The 19814-nt window shown below is 60.1% G+C and carries 17 protein-coding genes and 1 pseudogene; 10 read left to right on the top strand and 8 right to left on the bottom strand.

The window, feature by feature from the left end; genetic code table 11:
- Both AC1RR3_RS00860 and AC1RR3_RS00855 read left to right on the top strand, forming a co-directional pair.
- On the top strand, positions 1–1506 hold the full coding sequence (locus AC1RR3_RS00860) for a M81 family metallopeptidase (protein WP_492818401.1): 1506 nt from the start codon (positions 1–3) through the stop codon (positions 1504–1506).
- 195 nt (positions 1507–1701) lie between these two features.
- Positions 1702–3027: an FAD-dependent oxidoreductase gene (locus tag AC1RR3_RS00855; protein WP_492818399.1), complete on the top strand. Its 1326-nt coding sequence runs from the start codon at positions 1702–1704 to the stop codon at positions 3025–3027.
- A gap of 632 nt (positions 3028–3659) precedes the next feature.
- On the opposite strand, the gene AC1RR3_RS00850 is transcribed toward AC1RR3_RS00855, so the two are convergent.
- Positions 3660–5117 (bottom strand): porin, encoded by a 1458-nt coding sequence (locus AC1RR3_RS00850; protein WP_492818397.1) that lies wholly within the window; start codon positions 5115–5117, stop codon positions 3660–3662.
- 1062 nt (positions 5118–6179) lie between these two features.
- On the opposite strand from AC1RR3_RS00850, the gene AC1RR3_RS00845 reads away from it, so the two are divergent.
- Positions 6180–7346, top strand: a complete 1167-nt coding sequence (locus AC1RR3_RS00845) for an ABC transporter substrate-binding protein (protein WP_492818395.1) — start codon at positions 6180–6182, stop codon at positions 7344–7346.
- 8 nt (positions 7347–7354) lie between these two features.
- On the opposite strand, the gene AC1RR3_RS00840 is transcribed toward AC1RR3_RS00845, so the two are convergent.
- The 3 genes and pseudogenes from AC1RR3_RS00840 to AC1RR3_RS00830 all read right to left on the bottom strand — a co-directional run bounded on the left by AC1RR3_RS00840 (position 7355) and on the right by AC1RR3_RS00830 (position 9589).
- Positions 7355–8185: an AraC family ligand binding domain-containing protein gene (locus AC1RR3_RS00840; RefSeq protein ID WP_492818393.1), complete on the bottom strand. Its 831-nt coding sequence runs from the start codon at positions 8183–8185 to the stop codon at positions 7355–7357.
- 35 nt (positions 8186–8220) lie between these two features.
- On the bottom strand, positions 8221–8880 hold the full coding sequence (locus AC1RR3_RS00835) for a TetR/AcrR family transcriptional regulator (protein WP_492818391.1): 660 nt from the start codon (positions 8878–8880) through the stop codon (positions 8221–8223).
- 125 nt (positions 8881–9005) lie between these two features.
- Positions 9006–9589 (bottom strand): annotated as a pseudogene (locus AC1RR3_RS00830) (SDR family oxidoreductase).
- A gap of 163 nt (positions 9590–9752) precedes the next feature.
- Between AC1RR3_RS00830 and AC1RR3_RS00825 the strand changes: the two are divergent.
- Genes AC1RR3_RS00825 through AC1RR3_RS00815 form a run of 3 tightly spaced genes read left to right on the top strand, consistent with a single transcriptional unit; the run spans position 9753 to position 13335 of the window.
- Positions 9753–10853 carry a Glu/Leu/Phe/Val family dehydrogenase gene (locus AC1RR3_RS00825; RefSeq protein WP_492818389.1) on the top strand — a complete coding sequence of 367 codons (1101 nt, stop codon included), beginning with the start codon at positions 9753–9755 and terminating at the stop codon, positions 10851–10853.
- Entirely contained in the window at positions 10850–12007 is a 1158-nt protein-coding gene (gene argE, locus AC1RR3_RS00820; protein WP_492818387.1) for an acetylornithine deacetylase, read from the top strand. Before AC1RR3_RS00825 ends, argE begins: the two co-directional genes overlap by 4 nt.
- 2 nt (positions 12008–12009) lie before the next feature.
- Positions 12010–13335 carry an MFS transporter gene (locus tag AC1RR3_RS00815; RefSeq protein ID WP_492818385.1) on the top strand — a complete coding sequence of 442 codons (1326 nt, stop codon included), beginning with the start codon at positions 12010–12012 and terminating at the stop codon, positions 13333–13335.
- Between the two features lie 106 nt (positions 13336–13441).
- Here AC1RR3_RS00815 and AC1RR3_RS00810 read toward each other — a convergent pair whose 3' ends face one another.
- A complete protein-coding gene (locus AC1RR3_RS00810; RefSeq protein ID WP_492818383.1) occupies positions 13442–14173 on the bottom strand; it encodes an alanyl-tRNA editing protein in 732 nt (243 codons plus the stop codon).
- Between the two features lie 276 nt (positions 14174–14449).
- Here AC1RR3_RS00810 and AC1RR3_RS00805 point away from each other — a divergent pair, with 276 nt between their 5' ends.
- Together AC1RR3_RS00805 and AC1RR3_RS00800 are read left to right on the top strand one after the other, a co-directional pair.
- Complete coding sequence (locus AC1RR3_RS00805) at positions 14450–14770, top strand: antibiotic biosynthesis monooxygenase family protein (RefSeq protein ID WP_492818381.1); 321 nt, start codon at positions 14450–14452, stop codon at positions 14768–14770.
- A 60-nt stretch (positions 14771–14830) separates the two neighbouring features.
- Positions 14831–15136, top strand: coding sequence for a YciI family protein (locus AC1RR3_RS00800; RefSeq protein ID WP_492818379.1), 306 nt, complete (start codon positions 14831–14833; stop codon positions 15134–15136).
- 243 nt (positions 15137–15379) lie between these two features.
- Here AC1RR3_RS00800 and AC1RR3_RS00795 read toward each other — a convergent pair whose 3' ends face one another.
- Complete coding sequence (locus AC1RR3_RS00795; RefSeq protein WP_492818377.1) at positions 15380–16594, bottom strand: MFS transporter; 1215 nt, start codon at positions 16592–16594, stop codon at positions 15380–15382.
- 111 nt (positions 16595–16705) lie between these two features.
- Here AC1RR3_RS00795 and AC1RR3_RS00790 point away from each other — a divergent pair, with 111 nt between their 5' ends.
- Positions 16706–17113: an ArsR/SmtB family transcription factor gene (locus AC1RR3_RS00790; RefSeq protein WP_492818375.1), complete on the top strand. Its 408-nt coding sequence runs from the start codon at positions 16706–16708 to the stop codon at positions 17111–17113.
- Here the strand turns inward: AC1RR3_RS00790 and AC1RR3_RS00785 are convergent.
- Positions 17110–17694, bottom strand: coding sequence for a TetR/AcrR family transcriptional regulator (locus tag AC1RR3_RS00785; RefSeq protein WP_492818373.1), 585 nt, complete (start codon positions 17692–17694; stop codon positions 17110–17112). The two genes, AC1RR3_RS00790 and AC1RR3_RS00785, sit on opposite strands and share 4 nt — an antisense overlap.
- 129 nt (positions 17695–17823) lie before the next feature.
- Between AC1RR3_RS00785 and AC1RR3_RS00780 the strand changes: the two genes are divergently transcribed.
- Positions 17824–18549: an SDR family oxidoreductase gene (locus AC1RR3_RS00780; protein ID WP_492818371.1), complete on the top strand. Its 726-nt coding sequence runs from the start codon at positions 17824–17826 to the stop codon at positions 18547–18549.
- A 218-nt stretch (positions 18550–18767) separates the two neighbouring features.
- Here the strand turns inward: AC1RR3_RS00780 and AC1RR3_RS00775 are convergent, their stop codons facing one another.
- Positions 18768–19679, bottom strand: coding sequence for a LysR family transcriptional regulator (locus AC1RR3_RS00775; RefSeq protein ID WP_492818369.1), 912 nt, complete (start codon positions 19677–19679; stop codon positions 18768–18770).
- Positions 19680–19814 lie beyond the last annotated feature (135 nt).

The raw sequence follows: 19814 nt of genomic DNA, 5'->3' as shown, positions 1-19814 counted from the left end.
ATGAGTTATCGTATCTTAGTCGCTGGCTTTCAGCACGAGACCAACACGTTCGGTCCGTCAAAGGCTGACTGGTCCTATTTTGAAAACGGCGAGATGTTTCCGGCGTTCTCGCGTGGCTCGGAGATGCTCGCGCGGCATCGGGGGCGGGCTCTTCCCATTTCGGGGTTCATTGAGGCGGCGCTCGCGCGGGAGTGGAGATTGCTTCCTTCCTGCTGGGCAGGTGGAGGCGCATCCGCACAGATCCGTCAGCCCGTTTACGACAGGATTACCGGGGTGATTCTGGAGGATGTCGCCAGAGCGGTGCGCTCAGGACTCGACGGGGTTTATCTCGATCTGCACGGGGCGGCGGTCACGGAGGAGATCGACGATCCGGAGGGCGATCTACTCGATCGGATTCGTGCGCTGGTCGGCCCGAAGATTCCGATCGTGGCGAGCCTGGACTTGCATGCAAACGTCAGTGAGGAAATGCTCTGGGCCGCCGACGCGCTGGTGTGTTACCGGACGTACCCACATATCGATATGCACGAAACCGGACTGCGGGCCGCAAATCTCATGTTGCGGCTGCTGAAGATACCTGGGCGAGACCCAAAGCAAACCATCCGCGTGCCTTTTCTAATTCCGGTGAACTTGCAGGATACAACAAGCGATCCGGCTTCGTCGGTCTATAAGCTGTTGGGGCAGCTGGAACGGGAACATGACGTAACCCTGAATTTCGCCATGGGATTTCCGGCAGCGGATATCCCAGCGTGTGGCCCGCGAGTTTGGGGATACGGGGCGTCGGCAAAAGCCGCGGTTGAGCGGCTGTTCGAATATATCGAGGCCCCGCGATCGAGATGGCGTCTTGGTTTGCTTGCTCCGAACGACGCGGTCCTTGAAGCATTGCGGCTCTCTGAGTCTGCGTCGGGACCCATTGTGATCGCCGACACACAGGACAATCCCGGTGCGGGTGGCGATAGCAATACTACGGGGATGCTGAGGGCTCTGATCAGTGAGAAAGCCGGCTTGCGCTACCCTTCGGGAATTGCGTTAGGATTGCTGTACGATCCGCAGGCCGCACAAGCCGCTCATAAAGCCGGCGTCGGCGCGCAGCTCGACCTTGTTCTGGGAGCAGCCGTTCCGACCTATACGGGTGGAAAGAGCGATGCCCCTTTGCCTGTAAGATGCACCGTACGGTCACTCGGCGACGGAAAGGTCGAGCTGAAAGGACCCATGAGTATGGGGGGGCTGGTCACGCTCGGGCGTTGTGCGTGCCTGGAGGTCTCTGGTGTGCTTGTATTGGTTTCCAGTGGCAAGATGCAGTTGCTTGACAGGGAGATCTACCGTCACCTTGGTGTCAGGCCCGAGGACATGAAGATATTGGTCAACAAGAGTTCGGTGCATTTCCGAGCCGATTTTGCTCCAATCGCCAGCGCAATACTGGTCGCCCAAGCAAAGGGACCGTTCGCTGCGAATCCCGCGGATTTTGCCTGGACCAAGCTGCCGGCACAGGTCGCCAGAGAACCCTGACGGCACGCGCTCGATCCAGCCTTGCAAAGTTGCGGCATGTGCAGGGATCCACGCGTGATTCCGACACGGACTCGCAGGCTACCGGTTGAAAGTGCGGCTTCTTGATCGCGAAATTGCGCACCAGGCGTCGCCGGCACGCGGGTAGGTCACTTAATCATCATGATATGACGAACATGTCAGAGCCGGGAGGTTATCGTGGATCATCGTAATGTTGATCGATTGAAGACCGATGTGCTCGTCGTCGGCGGCGGCGCCGCAGGGGTCACAGCCGCCATCACAGCCGCACGCGAGGGCCTCGATGTTACGCTCATTGAGCGATATGGTTTCTGCGGAGGTGGTGCTGTCGCCGGCCTGTCCAGCACCGTCTGCGGGCTTTACGAAGCCACGGAAGACAGGACGCGGCCGCCCAAGCAGATCGTATTTGGCTTCGCAGACGAATTCTGCCGAATGCTCGAAGTGAAAGGCGGCCTTGCGGATCCGGTAGTCTATGGCAAGACTTGGACCCGTGTGCATGATCCCTTGATTTGGCGGGAGGTCGCCGACGGGCTGCTACGCGAGGCGGGTGTCCGTACCATCTTTCACGCCGTCGCCAACGGCGTGAACATCGACGGCGATAATGTCGAAGGCCTCAGCATTTGGACAAAACAAGGTCCGATCGATGCCCGTGCAAAGATTGTGATCGACGCTAGTGGCGATGCCGATGTCGTTGCTATGGCCGGGTTTCCAAATTTTGTGGGTGACAACGGCAGGGTGCAAAATCCAACCATGATTTTTCGATTGATGGGAGTCAACGTCGAAAGATTTGTGAACACATATGGCCCTGATACCATCATGCCTGAGCAAGTCTCGGCGATGATCAAGGCAAAACACAATACGGGCGATTACAAGCTACCCCGCAGCAAAGTGTGGCTGTTCACGACTACGCGTCCAAACGAACTTCTGTGTAATTGCACGCGAATTATTGGTTCGGATGGTCGCGAACTCAATACGCTGTCCTGGAGGGATTTCACGGAAGCAGAGATCGAGGGTCGATTGCAGACGCGTGAATACGCCCGCTTCTTTCGCGACAATCTGATCGGATGCGAAAATGCATTCATCAATGATACGGGAGTGCAAGTCGGGGTACGCCAGACCAGGCAGGTCGCCGGTGTGAAGCGGCTCATGAACGCTGATGTGGTGCGAGGCACGAAGGTTTCCGATGGAATAGCGATTTCACCTTGGCCGATCGAATTGCACGCGGGCGAAAGGCCGCGGGTCGAATGGCTGCTGAACGATTTCTATGAAATTCCTTATGGTTGCTTCGTTCCGCAGCGAGGCGAGGGTCTTCTGGTTGCGGGTCGCTGCCTATCTGCCGAGCATGAAGCCGTGGCTTCAGCGCGGGTAACGGCTCAGTGCTTTTCATATGGGCACGCGATCGGTCACGCCGCGGTCATAGCGATTAAAGAGAAAATCGCGCCACGTCGGATTGATGGGAGAGATGTGAGGGCGCTGCTCAACGCAAATGGCGCCAATCTCGGATAGAAAGCGGGAGGGATATTTAATCGCGCATCAAATGGTCGCCATCAGCGAATGTCAGTATCGGTGGTTGTGGGTCTGGGATTTGCACCTTCCTCGCGCCCGATTCGAATGTTCTGAGACCATGGGGCTCGCTATCGCCATTCTGACAAAGAGAAATTCCGTAACGATCTCAATGAGCCAAAACCGCTGAAAACGTCAGAACGGCCTTTGAAAACATTACAGCATTTCCCGACTTCCAAGCTGACGACGCGACAGGTCTCAGAACTCGAACGGGAGAGGCAAAGATATGATCGGTTTCGCTCTCTTTGATACCTGGTGGAGCGGGGAGCTTTACGCCCACAAAAAAGGTCTGGCATAAGTTCGAGGTTGGGTCGTTTCGGCTTGCCGTGCTCGATAGGATGATTACGTCCTTAGCGGACGAGTGTGGGCTGGCGTGATATGCCATTCCGGGCTGACACGGACGAAGGCGGTTTCCATCTCGGCGCCTTGCTGAGCGAGGCCTGCAGAGTTCCGCGGCACAGTAGGATTCTTGCAGCGCGGGTATACGCTTGACAGTTCCAATGTGGGGCAAGCGGTAAGCGCCGCTTGCCCCTTTACCTCGCTCGACGGCTAGGTAAAACCGTTACGGGGGGCCCTCAGAACCTCACCCGTAAGCCCGACAACGCCGTGATGTTGTTGGTGTAGCCATTGGCGCTGCCCGATGTCGAAGAATGCGCTAAGCCGCCAGCATCATCAGAGTACGCCAACGCTGCATAGACATCGAGGTGCTTGTTGAAGGCGTAATCGACGAGGCCGGTGATCATGCTGGCACTACCTGCGCAGGCAAATGCGTTCACGGAGCAGCCGCCCGTGCCGTTGGAAAGGTTTTGCTCGGTAAACGAATTCTGCGTGAGGCGGTACCAGGCCGCTGCGAAAGACCACGGCCCGGTCTCATATCTCGCGCCGAAGAAATAGGTTTGCAAGGTTCGCGTGCTCGTAAAATTGAGACCTTCGAGCGTGAGCATATAGCCGCCGATCGTCGTGCCCGAGCTCATGCCGATGCCGGGTCCAGCACCGTTCATATCGGTATGAACATAGCCGCCAGAGACTGTAAGCTTGGAACCGGTGTTATCTTTGGGGCCGTTGCCGAATTCGAAGACGTACTTACCGAGCAGACCGTAGGTTTCGTTGTTCGACAGATAGTACTCCATCTGATTGACATTGGTCGAACCGGCTAAGGGGTTGCCCCCTTGAAGGTTGACCGCACCCTTTTCGTATTCGTAATAGCCTTCAACCGAGAAGTTCTTGTAAGTCGCACCAGCGCTGCCCGCGTACCCGGTACCATGAAGGGACGTGCCATCGCCGCCGTCGGTGTACATCGCCGCGGCATGAATCGGCCCGAACTCATAGCCATACTTTATAGAGTTGTCCCAACGCGCCGTTTCGGTGCTGCCCGCACCAGCTCCCGCCGCACCCGCCCAGCCAAACATCGACAAAGCGATAGAGCTCTTTTGCGGATCGAACGCGCCGAGCGCTTCAGTGGGAAGCGTCAGCTGGCGTCCGATCTTTAGAATACCGTAAGCCGAATTGCTCAATCCTGCATAGTATTCACCGTTGATGGCTTGACCGCAACGGCTGCCATCACCCAAGGCTGCGACAGCCCCTTTGTTCAGCACGGCATTTACGCCCTGAACCAAACTCTTGCATGCGTCGGCAAGTTCGCCGGAGAGTGGGTTGTATCCGGTGTCCAGATTGGCGATGGCCGTCCAGCCCAAACCGATAGACTTCTCATACTTCAAACCAATGCTCGAGACGGACAGAGCGTTTTCGGTCAGAGCAGAGGTGGAACGCGCTCGGCTGGGCCCCGTCGCGGGAAGCGTGTTGCCAACGATGTTGTACATTTCCCCTGAATACAGCGAGCTGCTGACGCCAAGACCGTGGCTTTGGTAGCCATAGCCAACGTCAACCACTCCGTAGACAGTGAAGCCGGCGTAAGTCAGTGTGTCAGGCAAGTCAGGTAGCGGGTTTTTGAAGTAGCCGGTACCAAGATCCGCCGCTTCTGCGGACACGGCGAAGCCGCAAAGCGCGATAACAGAAATAACAGACCTCATCATTCCGATCCCCCAAGTTTACTGATTGCCAAAACAACAAGCGACGCGCCGCCTCGCGTTTGGAAGACGTTGAAATCCCGTCAACCGAACCATGCCTGGGTCAGCACGAATATCGTCACTTCAGCGCGGACTATGATGCAGATTGGCGCCGGGCTATTGGTGGAAATTGAAACCCGGCCGAATGCCGTTAAGATCGCGCCCTCGTTGAAGCCCGCTCAGGAAGGGTTTGCGGATGCTCGCGCGGACCGATGAAACGGTGCTTTGCGATTATGGAAGCACGCGGCGATCGCTTGCCTTGAGCCGGGTGCTACTCGCTCGGCTGGCAGAGGAAGATCTCGTTACAGGGGCAGACCGGACTGAGCAAACAGCTTCAAGAGCGGCAAAAAATCTGCAATTTCGGTTCCTGCTGCATCCGGGTGGCACTGTTTTCGTCGACGATCCTTGCTGCTTCATTTTTCTGGCGCTGCTGCAAGCTTATCGGGTCAAGATCGTTGGACGGGGCCTGACGTCTTCGTCTTCGAACAAGACCTCATCACCGCGCATCCTCGTTTCTAACGTCACGAACTGTGAACGGCGCAGAACCAAACTGCTTCAACGAAGGGCGCCAATCACTTGTGGCACATAAGAGGGGTCGTGTTTGGGTGAGGGCCCAATCGGCGCCGGTCGTCAGCCGGGACGAGCCGTCTTTGTCGGGCCACCTCCTGAAAATAGATGAGATCGTTCCAAGCGAAAATGATGAGCCAAGAGATCCAGGCAATCGGACTCGGCCGATGCCGGCGCGCGCCTTCTTGCCATTCTGGGGGAAGGTCGTGGCAAATGACAGCCCTCCAGTGCTTGGCTTGAACGCCCAGGTTGCGGACTCCTCACCTGATGGACAGCAGGGCCTGCAGGCCCTTCACAACGACCTGGTACAGACGCCGATGATGCCAGCGGACGACGCCCGGTCTGGGCGGTGTGCAATTATTGCCAATACGCAGCCACCGTCTGCCGCTTCTCCTGCGGAAAAAAGCCGCGCCGAAAGCCGGTAGGAGGAGGACCGACATGAAATCCTGGATCGCTGCGCTTTTGTTCCTCGTCGGCGTGCACGGTTTGGCGGCGGCCGAAAATGTCATCCGTATCGGCGTTCTCACGGATATGTCCGGCGCGTATTCCTCCTTTTCAGGGCCGGGCTCGGTGACCGCCGCCACGATGGCGGTTGCCGACTTCGGCGGCAGCGTGCTCGGCCGGCCGATCGAAGTCGTCAGTGCCGACCACCAGAACAAGCCGGATGTCGCTGCGGCGATCGCCAATCGTTGGATCGACACCGAAGGCGTGACCGCGATCGTCGATGTTCCGCTGTCCGGCGCCGCGCTCGCCGTTCAGGAAATCACGCGCAACAAGAAGCGGATCGCTATCTATTCCACCGGCATCACCTCGGATCCGACCGGTCGGCAATGCTCGCCGACCGGATTTCAGTGGACCTACGATAGCTATTCGATGGTGAAGAGCATTGCGGAAGGCGTGGTCCGTTCGGGCGGCGACAAGTGGTTCGTGCTGGTTGTTGACAACGCCGCGGGTTACGCACTCGAACGTGATGTGCGCAGGTTCGTTCCCGCCGCCGGCGGAATGGTGATTGGAAGTGTGCGTCATCCGCTCGGCTCGCCCGATCTTGCATCCTTTTTGCTGCAGGCACAGAACTCGGGTGCCAACGTCATTGCCTTCGCAAATGCCGGTCAGGATCTGCTCAACGGCATCAAACAGGCGAAGGAGTTCGGGCTCAAGGGAAAGCTCGTTCCCCTGGTGCTGTTCAATACCGAAATTCATGCGCTCGGATTGTCGAACGCACAGGGCATGAGCTTCATCCTTACCAATGATTGGAACAGGGATGAGCAGACACGGGCATGGGCGGAGCGCTTCTTTGCGGTCAGGAAGGCGATGCCGAGCATGACCCAGGCCGGTGTGTATTCCGGCGTATTGCACTATTTGAAAGCCGTCAACGAGGCCGAGACGCTTGAAGCTGACCAGGTGGCGCGCAGGATGCGCGAGCTTCCAGTCAACGATATCTTTGTGCGCGGTGGCATCGCGCGGGCCGACGGATCCATGGTCCATGACATGCTGCTGGCGCGCGTCAAGGCGCCCGCCGAGTCGAGGGGGGATTGGGACCAGTATGAGGTGATCGGCACGATCCCCGGCGAGGCGGCCTATCGCCCGCTTTCCGAGAGCGAGTGTCCGGCGACATCAGGCTCGCGATAAGGTTCGCCTCAGCTGCGCGCGGCGCGGGCGAATTGCAACGGGGTGAGGCCGTAGCTTCTTTTGAAGTGATGTGTCAGCGAGCTCTGATCGTAGAAGCCGGCGGCGACCGCGGCATCGCCAATGGGCGATCCCGTCGCGAGATAGCACCGAGCGGCGTCGAGCCGCAATTGCAGGACATAAGCATGCGGCGTCATGCCGATGGTCCGCTTGAACAGCCTGATGACCTGAAACTGCGAAAGTTCGAGTATGTCGCCCAGGTTCGCGAGAGAGATCGGCTTCGCCAGTCGAGCCCGGATGTAGTCGATCGCCCTTCCAATGCGCACGCGGTCGTGCGGTACTGTTTCGATCCGCAGCCCGCCGCTGCCGTGACGCTTGAACAGTACCCCGAAGCTTGTAACGAGGAGCTCGCGCTGCAGCAGCGGATCAGTTTGGCCGTCGAACGCGTGATGCAGCGCGTGCAGATTTGCGGCCAGTTCCGGATCTGCAATCCAGTTGCGGGTGAAATAGGGGATACGATCGGTTCCGAGCGCGTGCGCAAGCTCGTCGAGCGCACTCTGTTCAAGGTAAAGCGACCGGTAGCGCCAATGACGGCTTGCACCCATCCATCCCGCATGAGGTTCGGACGGGTTGAAGACCAATAGCGCTGATGTATCGGCATTGTCGACGACGCCGCGGCTCTGGATCACCGACCCACCGGTTTCGGTGATGGCGATCACGAGTTCTTCATGGCGGTGGGGGGCGAACTCCTGCGTCTGAAAATCAGCATGCATCAGGCTCAGGCCGGGCGAGCAGGGGTCATTCCAGAAGCGAGCCAGGTTCCTCAAATCGCGCCGCGGCATGCCGGTCTCCGTCAGTTTGCCCTTCCTACATGGAACTATCGTTTCTGCCGCGGCTCGCGCCCACGACGTTGCCCGCGCGATCCTGACGTCGCCTGCGTCGGCCGGCGCGCGAGGCCTTGCAGGACAGCGTCGATCAGGTGCTTCTTGAACTTGCGATCGAGCTGCCGCTCTCCCAGCAGAAGGCGAAACCAGACCGCGCCGGAAATCAGGTCGCTTGCAAGCTCGGAGTCGATCAAGGCATCGATTTCGCGTCTTGCGAGTGCGCGCGCAAAGATGGAGCCGATGATGGCGCGACGTGGCACGACATAGGTCTCTCGCAGCTGATCCGCCAATTCCGGCACCGTCTGCGCTTCCGCGATGAGGCCGGACAGGATATTGCCGGCAGGCGTATTGCAATAGAGCTCCGACAGCCGGGTCAGAAGCGCTTCCAGATCGTGGTCAAGGCTACCGGTGTCGTCAGCAACGAGGTCGGCGGGTACCAGCTCGCGATAAACCTCGATGAACAGTGCGGCCCTGTTTGGCCACCAGCGGTAGATGGTTTGCTTTCCGACTTTGGCTTGCTCGGCAATCCGTTCGATCGACGCATTGGCATAGCCTTGTCGTCCGGCCAAATCGGCCGCCGCCTCCAATATGGCGGCGTGCGAATGGGCGGACCGGCGCGGACTATCGGCCGCAGGGTGAGACAGCAGTGACATGGCTTCATATCTATACGAGACGATACGTCTCGTCTAGCCTGTCTCCCATGCGGCGCTTGCGACGCCCAACCGGATTGGCCGCCGGCGGGCACGCCCCTGGACCAGGGCGGTGCTCCCTATCTCCATCACACAGTGAACGAACAGAACCCGCCGTCGACCAGCAGGTTCTGGCCCGTGATGTAGGATGCGCGGCTGCTGCACACGAACGCACATGCCGCGCCGAATTCTTCGGGAAGCCCACCTCGGCCGGCCGGGACCTTTGGCGATCAGATGGTCTGCGGTCTCGCCGAGTTCCTTGATGCGCCCGGTCATGATGGTTCCTGGCAATAGATTGTTGATGGTGACGTTGCGTTTCGCGATCTGGCGGGCCACGCCTGCGACGTAGCCCGTCAACGCCGTTCGCGTTGCGGTCGACAGCTCAAGGCCCTCGACGGGCGTGCGAACCGTCAACGAGGTGATGTTGACGATCCGGCCGAACCCGTTTGTTATCATGCCATCGTCGGTTGCTGCGAGATCGCAGGTGATGAATCCCGGGCCGAACGCCGACCTCCCTTTCGATCCAGCCTGCTGCGTTCTCCAACGCGGCACGTCGCCGCGACAACAAGGTGACGTGTGCACCCTCCTGAGCGAGCGCCATCGCACATGCATAGCCGAGCCCTTGCGACGCACCGCAAATCAACGCCTTGCGGCCGGCGAGGCCCAGGTCCATCAACATTTCCCGCGTTTCCAAAGCAGGATGATCAAGAGGCCTGCGTGTGTATCGTTGGAATTTGCACGGGCCGCAGGGGAGAAGCTCTCGCTCCACGTTCAGGTTCGCGCTGAAATCGCAACTTTCCACAATATCGGGTGTCGCCCTTACGGTATGGGTCGCGTTGCCTGACGCCATGGGGCGGCATACCGACGGACGTGGAATGGTGTTTTCCTGCGATGCTTTCGACTCTCACGAGGAAGTCGTTTTCGTTTCTGATCCGGCTTGCGGACTGCGCGCGATCATCGCGCTCCATAGTACGGTCCTGGGTCCTGCGATCGGCGGCTGCCGCATACTGCCATATGCCGACGAAGGGAGCGCATTGCGCGACGTGCTGCGGCTGTCGCGTGGCATGGCGTATAAGGCGGCCGCGGCCGATGTGCCATTCGGCGGTGGCAAGGCGGTTGTTATTGCAGGCCCGACTACACAGAAGTCCCCGGAGCTGCTGCATGCGCTGGGCCGCTTCATCGACGGGCTGGGCGGCCGCTATCTGACGGGCGAGGACGTCGGCACCACCGCGGCCGATATGGTGGAGATCAGGCGCTCGACCCCTCACGTGATGGGGCTGCCGAAGGAAAGCGGAGGCAGCGGCGATCCGTCACCGCGTACGGCGTTCGGCTGCTTTGTCGGCATCGAGGCGAGCGCCAATCACGTCTGGGGCAAGAAAGACGTGCGGGGTCGGCGCGTGCTGGTGCAGGGGCTCGGCAACGTCGGCTTCAACCTGTGCGGCCTGCTCGCGGACGCCGGCGCGAGTCTGCTGGTGTCGGATATCAAGCGCGATGTTGTCGAGAAATGTGTAGCCATGTTCGACGCGACGCCGGTCGATCCCGAGGCCGTGATCGACACGCCGGCCGACATCTACGCTCCCTGCGCGCTCGGCGGGGTGATCAACGATCGGACGATCGAATGCTTGCAGGTAAAGATCGTTGCCGGCGGTGCGAACAATCAACTCGAGAGCCCGCATCACGGCGATGCGCTGCGTGCCAGAGGCATTCTCTATGCGCCGGACTATGTGATCAACGGCGGTGGCATGATCCAGCTCGCGATGGAACGCCTGCATCGCGATCACGAGGAGACCGAGCGGCGTGTCCGGAACATCGGCGATACGCTTGCGGCGATCTATCGCAAGGCGGAAGTGCAGAGTGTTGCGACCAACGTCGCCGCCGACTGGCTGGCGGAGGAGAGGCTGAAGTCGCGTCCCATCGCCATGAGGGCGAGAGCATGAGTGCGCGGTCAATTCTGAGCGATCTGGTGGCGTTTGACACGTCGACACAGAACTCGAACCTGTCGCTTGTTCACTACGTTGCGAACATGCTCGACCGGCCCGGCTGCACGATCCGCCTGTCGTACGACGACAGCGGGACCAAGGCGAACCTGATCTGTGCGATGGGGCCCGTAGCCGAAGGCGGCATTCTCCTTTCGGGTCATTCCGACGTTGTCGGCGTCGATGGGCAGGCCTGGAGCAGCGATCCGTTCGTCTTGCGCGAGGCCGAAGACCGCCTGTACGGCCGCGGCACGTGCGACATGAAGGCCTTCATTGCCTGCTGTCTGGAGCAGATGGTGGAGCTGCTGCCGGACCGCTTGCATCGCCCGCTCTATCTGGCGCTCTCGTACGACGAAGAGCTTGGCTGCGTCGGCGTTCCCCGCCTGATCGCTGACCTTCAGCAGCACTTTCCGCTGCCCTCGCTGGCGATCGTGGGAGAGCCGACGCAGATGAAAGTCGTGAGTATCCACAAAGGAGCATTCGTGATGCGTACCTCGTTCCGCGGTCGGGCCGCGCATTCGAGCAACCCGCCCGCCGGCCTCAATGCCATCGACTATGCGCATCGCTTCCTGTCGTTTCTGTTCGACATGGCCGCCGAACTGAAGGAGCTGCGCAGCAATTCGGGCGTCGAGCCGCCTTACACCACCTTGAATGTCGGGACGATTCAGGGGGGCACTTCGCTGAACACGGTCGCGCCGAATTGCACGCTGGCGTGGGAGTTCAGGCCGATTCCCGAGGTCGATGGTCATGCGGTCTGCTGTCGCGTGGCGCGGTTTGTTGACGACCTTCGTCGGGAGATGAAAGCGGCTGTCCCCGATGCCGATGTCATCAGCGAACGGCTCGGGACTGCCTTTCCGCTTCGCTGGCAGCCGAACGCTCCCGCGGAAGCTCTGATCGAAAGGCTGACGGGCGCCGCCATCGTCCCGATCTCGGTGCCATTCGGAACAGATGCCGGGCATTTTCACGCTGCCGGGATTCCGACTGTGATCATGGGCCCAGGTTCGATCGAACAGGCGCATCAGCCGGACGAGTGGATCGCCGTGCGCGAACTGCAAGCGGCGAGCCAATTTCTTGCGCGCGTCGCCAACAGCGCGGCAGAGGCAAACCGGAGTTGAAGATGAGCACGTATCAAGAGGTGATGCCTTCCACGGTTGCAGGAACCGGAGCGACCCGGCGAAAAGCCATGGTCGCTGCGGTGATCGGCAATACGCTCGAATGGTACGATTTCGTGGTCTATGCATTTCTGGCGGGCACGATCGCAAAGCTGTTCTTTCCCGCAGGCAATGACACGGCTTCGCTTTTGCTTACGCTCGCGACCTTCGGCGTCGGCTTCGTCATGCGACCGTTCGGGGCGGTGGTGCTCGGGAGCCTGGCGGACCGCGCGGGCCGCAAATCGGCTTTGCTGATCACTATCGTGCTAATGGGATTGGGCACGGCGATGATAGGTTTCGCTCCCACCTATGCGACGGCCGGCTGGGTAGCGCCGCTCGTAGTCGTCGCGGCCAGATTGATTCAGGGATTTTCCGCCGGCGGCGAATTGGGCAGCGCGACCTCGTTCATGATGGAACACTCGCCGCCCGACCGGCGCGGTCTCGGCGCCAGTTGGCAGCAGGCAAGCCAGGCGGCCACGCTGGTGGTGGGCTCGCTCGTGGGCGCGGCGGTCACTGGGTTGATGCCGGTGCAAGCTCTGGAAGCCTGGGGTTGGCGCGTGCCGTTTTTGGCCGGCCTTCTCATCGTGCCGATCGGTCTCTACATTCGCAGCCAAGTGGAGGAGAGCGCCGAATTCGTAGAGCTCGGAACCGCGCGTGAGCAAAGTCCGCTGAAACAGGTGCTTGCCAGCCAAGGCAGGCAGCTCATCGCCGGGCTGGGGCTGGTGATCGTCTGGACGGTGTGCACCTATTTCTTCTTGATCTACATGCCGACTTACGCAACGCGGCAACTGGGGTTGGCGCAGTCCGCTTCCCTCGCTGCCAACAGTGTTGGACTTCTTGTGCTGATGGTGCTCGCGCCGGTATTCGGCCATCTGTCGGACCGTGTCGGGCGCAAACCGCTGTTGCTGGGCGCCGCGGCCGCAATCTCAATCCTGGCCTATCCTTTGATCGCAGCGCTTACGTACGCACCCGGCATCGGAACGTTGGTTATCGTGCAGTCCAGCATGGCGGTACTGATTGCGGCATTCACCGGGCCCGCGCCGGCCGCGCTTGGCGAGCTGTATCCTACCCGCGTTCGCTCGACCGGAATGTCGCTGGCCTACAACGGCGCGGTCACGATCTTCGGCGGGTTTGCGCCGTTCATCGCGACATGGTTGATCGCGAAGACGGGCAACAACCTCGCGCCCGCCTTCTACGTTGTCGCCGCGGCTCTTGTGAGCTTGATTGCACTGCTCTTCATGAGGGAAACGGCTTTTGTGGCGACGACCTCGTCGAGGTCCAATTCGATCTAGCCGCTAATTGTGCGGGTTTCTCCCCAGACTGACCCGGCCTGCGCCGCCGGGTTCTCCTCTGCCTCGACTTGATCGCGCGTTGGGCGGGTGCAAGGGCGCTCTGCGTCTAGGTTCCTGGCGCCAATCCGATGAGGCCGATCTTCACGCGACGGTTATGACGTCCCTTGTTATCGATCTTGAGCACGCGCACCAGGCGCGAGCGACCGGTAGAAGCAAGGTGTATCCCGCCGCAGGCCTGGCGGTCGAGTCCTGCGATCTCGACAATGCGAATCTTTCCGTCCAAGGTCGGCGGCGGGGCGACGCTTCGGGTCCTGATCAGACCGGGCATATCGATCGCATCATCCATCGGAACGTAACTGTCGCCGACTGAAAGGTCTTGTCTGATCGCGTCGTTGATCGGCGCGTCGAGCATACGGAGCCGCTCGTTGTCGGCATCGGGTAGGTCAAAGTCCATCCGCGCCGTCCCATCCGGGTTCATCTGAACCCCCGTCACCAGCGCGCCATTGAACTGTTGGTAGACGAACGCGTTCAGGAGATGGGTGTCGGTGTGAAGTTCACGCATCATCTGGCGGAAGTGCGGATCTACGGCCGCTTCGACCGTGCCCCGAAGTTCAACGTTTTCGGCGAGGACAACCCATATCCGCCCCCCATGGGGCTCGAAGCCCGTGACGGCAACCTCGCCTCCATTCCAGAAGATCATGCCCTTGTCCGGCAGTTGTCCGCCGCCGCCCGGAAAGAACGGCGATTGAGCCAGCATCACGCGACCTGCGTCGGCGTTCACGACCTCTGTCTCGAGCGTCAGGGTTTCCGGTTGCAGGTGGTAGAAGAGCCGCGACATGCGATCAGCACCTTGAGACTGTTTCCTTGCGCCCTATCTCGGCTTCAATTTGTCCCCGGTATTGGAGAAAATTGTGGCCTGTCGTGCTCAGCCTCCGCAACTGATACTCCAGAGTCTTCCCCACTAGGACGACTCGCAATTTCTACCAATACGCGCGTGCGCTGATCCTCTAGTCGAAAGTCAACGGGGGAGGGGATCTGTCGATGCTCACGGAAGCACAACGTCAGGCGTGCGCAATAGTGCGCCAGTTCGCATAGTTCGAGGGAGTGCAATAGAGTGATCGCGCGGCTGTGGCGCGGACGCGCCGACGCAGAAAGCGCTCCAGATTACATCAGGCATGTCGCCGAAACTGTGTTTCCGTCGCTGCAGAAGATGCCGGGACATCGTGGTGCGCGACTCCTGCGCCGCCTAATCGGCGATCAGGTCGAGTTTCTCGCCGTTACCCTCTGGGATTCGCCCGATGACATCAGGCAATTCGCCGGAGCCGATATCGATGTTGCCAAGATCGAGCCTCGTGCCGTGGAACTTCTTTCGGACTACGACCGGTTCGCCCAGCATTTTGAGGTTGCGCATGTCGCGGCTGCCCCCGAGCGCTGACAGAAAGACGCATTCCACCTTTGCACATACGCGGGGGACGGATGGACAAGGAGTCAAATTATGCAGTTTCTGGTGCTGGCTTACGATGGCAGGGACGACCGGGCGAAAGCGCACCGCGCGGCGGTACGGCCAGCTCACTTCGCGACCATCAAGCCGATGGTTGAACGGGGCGAATTGCGCGCCGCTGGCGCGATTCTCGATGATGCCGGGGATATGATCGGATCGGTCGTGTTCGCCGAATTTCCAAGCCGGGCCGATCTCGACGCCTGGCTTGCGAGGGAGCCCTATGTCAAAGAGCGGGTTTGGCAACAGATCGAGATCAAGCCGTTTCGGTTGGCGGTTCTCGACGGCAATGTTACGCCTTAAGTGCACTGCGTTTGTCGCGTCGTTTTCTGGTCGGTGGTGACATCCGGCCGGTGAACTGTCGGAACGGCTTTTGAAACCATTGCGAAAAATCGAAGGCTTGCAATCTGAATACGCGTGGGTACCGCACCCGGGTTTCGGCGCACCAAGACCCGCGATCCGCACAAGTCTTCAATTGGTTAGAACCTGGCGTGCGCATGACGTGTGGACCGGGAGACCAAGAAAGATCTATTGAAGGGAGCGCCTCTACTCCCTGAGGTGAAGCTGGACGAAGGTCGCGCCGGCCGCAGCGACAAGGCCAAGCGCGGCGGCAAAAATGGTCGCGCCGGTGGCGAGCCCCGCAAAGTCGATCAGATAGCCCGTCAGCACGGGAAGCAGACCGGCGGGGATGTATCCGCCAAAGTTCATGACCGCGTTCGCCTCTGCGCGGCGCTCCGCCGGAACGTGCAGGCCGATCAACGAAAGACCGCCGAGCTGGCCAAGACCTTGGCCCGCGCCGGCGAGCAAGGCGGCGAGGATCAACAGACCCGCCAGCGACGCGTCGACCGCAACCGCGATGCTGATCATGGACATGACGGTTGCGGCCGCACCGATCAGCATGATCGTTCGAATGGGAAGCCGCCTGAGCGCGAACTGAACGCCTGTTGCCGTCAAGAACATGGCGCAGGCCGTTCCTCCCGAGATAAGAGGGCTAGTGACATGAAGCAGCTTTGAAAGCAGCGATGGTCCGAGCGACAGCACGAAGGAGGTTGCGGTGATGCCGGGGCCGAAGATCGCGACGCCGAATGCGACTTGCCGGCGATTTGCGCGCGGAACGTTCGGCATGCGCAGCCGCCAGCCATCGCCGGAGTTGCGATCGAGCCGCTTTTGCGGCAGCGCAAGCACCAGAAGGCCGGTGCACGCCAACACCATCAGCTCCGCGGTAAAGATCAATACGACAGGCTCCGCGAGCTGAACTGCAACCGAACCCGCAAACAGAGGGCCAAGGCCGGCGCCGAGCACCATCGCGACTGACGCGATCAGTGATGCCAGCCGGCGACGATTCGGGCCGCCGTGATCGACGACGGAGGCCATGCCTGCCGACACCACGACGCCGACCGCGACGCCCGACAGGAAGCGGGCGACGAGCAGGGCGCCGACTGTCGTCGCGGTCGCGAATAGCACACATGCCAGCATTGCGGCAGCCAAGCCGGGCATCAAAACCGGCTTTCGGCCATAGCGGTCGGAAAGCTGACCGGCCAGCGACAGCGTCACCAGTAGACCCAAAATGTAGGCCGCAAAGATGACCGTCAGTGTGCCTGATGAAAAGCCGATCGTCCGCTGCCAATAGATATAGAGCGGCGTCGCTGAATTCGACAGGACGAACACTGCGGTGACCACCCAGGCCGAGCTCCACATGCGCCATGGGCGCGGCTCGCTGCGTGACGTGTTTGAAGGGCGTCCAATATCGCACGTGGTCATACTAATCTCCTGTACGAGTTTTGTCGTACATATCATAGTTCGACAAGTCTCGTACAGGGGTGTAAGACACCGCTCATATCGGTTCGTCAAAACTGCATAGGATGCGCAGCCGTGGATGATCTTCCCGAGCCTCTGCCCGAACCTGTCGCCAAGGAGATGCGGCTGGAGACGATCATGGGCGCGCTCTCCGATCCGATCCGCCTGGCGATCGTACGCAAGCTTCTGCTGGAATCGGAGGCTTATGATCACACGTGCAGCTGGTTTGGCTTTGACAGGCCAAAATCTTCGTTGACGCACCATTTCAAGGCGCTGCGCGAAGCCGGTCTGATCCGGCAACGACAATACGGCCTCGAGCGGCGCAGCCGTCTACGCATGGAAGATCTGAACCGGTGCTTTCCCGGTCTTTTGGATCTGGTTCGAAACTGGAAGGCGCTGGCGCCCGACGAGGCCAATACGCGGCAGAAGGCCAGCGCGAAGAAGAGCAGTGGGGGCAGATCAGAGCGTGCGCCTTCGAATTAGCATTCAGGGCGTGAACGGGTTGCGCCGCGAAGCAAAAGATCAACCAAGCGCCTCGCGCTTTCTTCCAGATTGACGCTTTTGTCCGCCTGTAAAACCCCCATCATTGCCCAGAGAAAATCGGACGGGACGATGTCCTCTCGCAAGTCCCCGCTCTCGATCGCTCGTTCGATCAGCTGTTGCATTGTGCCGTGGATGATCACCCTTGCACTCGTATAGGCGGCTTCGTTCAATGCCGATGCGATGATCTGCTTTTCGACCACATGATCCACTAGCGCCATCATCCAGCCCCGCAGCGCTTCCATGGGGGACTTAGAGGCTGCGAGCTCTTTCCCAAGTTCACCAAGCCGTTCCACCTCGCGGCGATAGACTCCCGCAATGAGCGCTTCCCGCGTCGGATAGTGCCGATAGAGGGTCGCGGACCCTACGCCCGACTGTTTAGCGATATCGTCCAAACTCGCCCCGGCGCCATCGCGAGCAAACGCCCGGCGTGCTGCTTCAAGCAAGCGCTCGCGATTGCGCACGGCATCCGCGCGCAACTTGGGCGGGTTTCTGGAAGTCACTGACAGAATAGCCTCTTGCAAACGGGGATATCCCCGTTTAGGAAAACGGGGACATCCCCGGATACTGATCGAGTTACCTCTTGAGGTCAATTCGCGTCGCCGAGTTGGTTGATCGCGTCGTCCCGTTCTCGCAAGCGAAGGATTGATACCATGGGTGGCAAGGTTTTTACGCTGGAAGGCAAGCGTGTTGCCGTTATCGGCGGCGCAAGCGGCATAGGCTTCGCGGTTGCCACGCTGGCTCATGAGCTCGGCGCCGACGTCATTATCGGCTCACGCCGGCAGGACGGTATTGATGCGGCACTGTCGGCGCTTCCAGGCGCGACCGGGGCTGTCGTGAATCTGGCCGACGAGGCAAGCGTGGCGGCGTTCTTTGCCACACTGTCGTCGCTCGACCATCTGGCAGTCACGGCTGGGGACTGGGGTACGATGAGCCCAAGGTCGACGACCGAGATCGATCTTACGGCGGCTCGCGCCACGCTGGACGTACGGTTCTGGGGAGCATTCGCTGCCGCGAAGCACGGTAGTCCGACGATATCAGCCGGCGGTTCGATTACGCTGACATCCGGCATGTTGACCAAGCGTCCACAGAAGGGCTTCCCGCTCGCGACCGCCATGGGCGGTGCGGTGGAGGGGCTGGTCGCGGCGCTCGCTGTCGATATTGCGCCTGTCCGTGTCAACGCCGTGTCTCCCGGACTGACATTGACGAACGTCGTCAAGGACATGCCGACCGAATATGTTGAGATGGCGGTTTCGCATCTGCCCGTTCGCCGCGCCGCAGATCCCACCGAAGCTGCTCAGGCCTACATTTATTCAATGCTCAGCACCTACGTCACGGGGCAAGTCCTGCCCGTCGATGGCGGCGGCAGCGTGGTCTGATCCGGTAGTTGCAAGATAGGCCAGCGCTCGGAAGCCTGATTGGTGGTCGTATCGACGAGGCGCTCGTCGTGGCGCATTGGGATTGAAGTGCTGCGGCTCGGCACCTTGGAGCGGATCGATCTCCAGCTTCTTCTTGACCTTGGCGCCGCGCGTCTCGGCCGCCACGACAAGGAATTGAAACCGGAGACGAGGTGGTCAGGCAAACGCGATAGCCTGAACTATTGCATTGCTGAAGGAGCCTTCCGATGCCTCAATCGCTCAACAATCAGGTTGAAGGCAGAAGAGTTCTGCCGGTGATTGGGATAGTAGAGGTGGAACCCGGCGAACGGTTGACACCAGTCTTCAAGCACGCGGCACAGTGAGCCGTCAGCAAGGTGGGGCGCCGCACTGCTTTCCAGAACAAAGGCGATCCCATGTCCCTTCAACGCAGCCTTGATCAGTAAATTAGCATCATTAAACACAAGCTGGCCTTGAGGACGCGCTTTGACGCCTAGTCCATCCTTGTTGAACTCCCAAGCATAAATTGCGCCTGTTGCGGATCGGCGATAACCGATGCTGGCGTGGCGTGCCAAATCATGAGGGGTTTTCGGGACGCCGCGCTTCTCCAGGTAATCCGGTGACGCCACTGCTGCCATACACAGATCAGGACCGATCGGAACCGCGATCATATCCCTGGCAAGTTCTTCTCCGATCCTGACCCCCGCGTCGAAGCGTTCGCTGACAATGTCGGTATGACGGCCCGATATGGTCAGTTCCACGTTTATCGCGGGGTGTTGCGACACGATATCGTGGATCGCGGGCCAAAGGATCGTGTGAGCAGCCCGCTCTGGTGTGAGAATTCTAATCGTCCCGCCAATCGTGTTGCGCATCGATGTGACGGCTGCAAGCCTCTCTGACACTTCGTCCAGTGCCGGGCGCAGTGTCTCGATCAGCTGGCGGCCAGCCTCGGTGGGCGCGACGCTTCTGGTGGTTCGATCGAGAAGTCTGATATCGAGTCGGGTTTCGAGCCGACGCATAGCCTGGCTAAGGGCCGATTGGGACATGCCGAGCCTGACGGCCGCGCGGGTGAAGCTGCCTTCCTCCGCGACGACAAGTAGATTCATGATGTCTCCGAGGTCTTCCCGCTTCATCGCCCGGTCCCTGCTTATTCATAACAAATGATAATAACGGCATGCCGCATTATCCATCTAATCGCTGAGTTCTGCTGCGAATATGTTGAGGACGATCCGATTTCCAGAACGGCCATCGCGTTCAGAAGCGACGGT

It is taken from the genome of Bradyrhizobium sp. GW821-FHT13H05, assembly GCF_058804065.1.
The sequence above is the reverse complement of the archived record's forward strand: the minus strand, read 5'-3'. Positions and strand labels throughout refer to the sequence as shown.

Excerpts from the sequence above, each read along its gene's own strand:
- AC1RR3_RS00860 (WP_492818401.1), top strand. The coding sequence starts at position 1 with ATGAGTTATCGTATCTTAGTCGCTGGCTTTCAGCACGAGACCAACACG.
- AC1RR3_RS00850 (WP_492818397.1), bottom strand. The coding sequence starts at position 5,117 with ATGATGAGGTCTGTTATTTCTGTTATCGCGCTTTGCGGCTTCGCCGTG.
- AC1RR3_RS00840 (WP_492818393.1), bottom strand. The coding sequence starts at position 8,185 with ATGCCGCGGCGCGATTTGAGGAACCTGGCTCGCTTCTGGAATGACCCC.
- AC1RR3_RS00835 (WP_492818391.1), bottom strand. The coding sequence starts at position 8,880 with ATGTCACTGCTGTCTCACCCTGCGGCCGATAGTCCGCGCCGGTCCGCC.
- argE (WP_492818387.1), top strand. The coding sequence starts at position 10,850 with ATGAGTGCGCGGTCAATTCTGAGCGATCTGGTGGCGTTTGACACGTCG.
- AC1RR3_RS00815 (WP_492818385.1), top strand. The coding sequence starts at position 12,010 with ATGAGCACGTATCAAGAGGTGATGCCTTCCACGGTTGCAGGAACCGGA.
- AC1RR3_RS00810 (WP_492818383.1), bottom strand. The coding sequence starts at position 14,173 with ATGTCGCGGCTCTTCTACCACCTGCAACCGGAAACCCTGACGCTCGAG.
- AC1RR3_RS00800 (WP_492818379.1), top strand. The coding sequence starts at position 14,831 with ATGCAGTTTCTGGTGCTGGCTTACGATGGCAGGGACGACCGGGCGAAA.
- AC1RR3_RS00795 (WP_492818377.1), bottom strand. The coding sequence starts at position 16,594 with ATGACCACGTGCGATATTGGACGCCCTTCAAACACGTCACGCAGCGAG.
- AC1RR3_RS00780 (WP_492818371.1), top strand. The coding sequence starts at position 17,824 with ATGGGTGGCAAGGTTTTTACGCTGGAAGGCAAGCGTGTTGCCGTTATC.
- AC1RR3_RS00775 (WP_492818369.1), bottom strand. The coding sequence starts at position 19,679 with ATGAAGCGGGAAGACCTCGGAGACATCATGAATCTACTTGTCGTCGCG.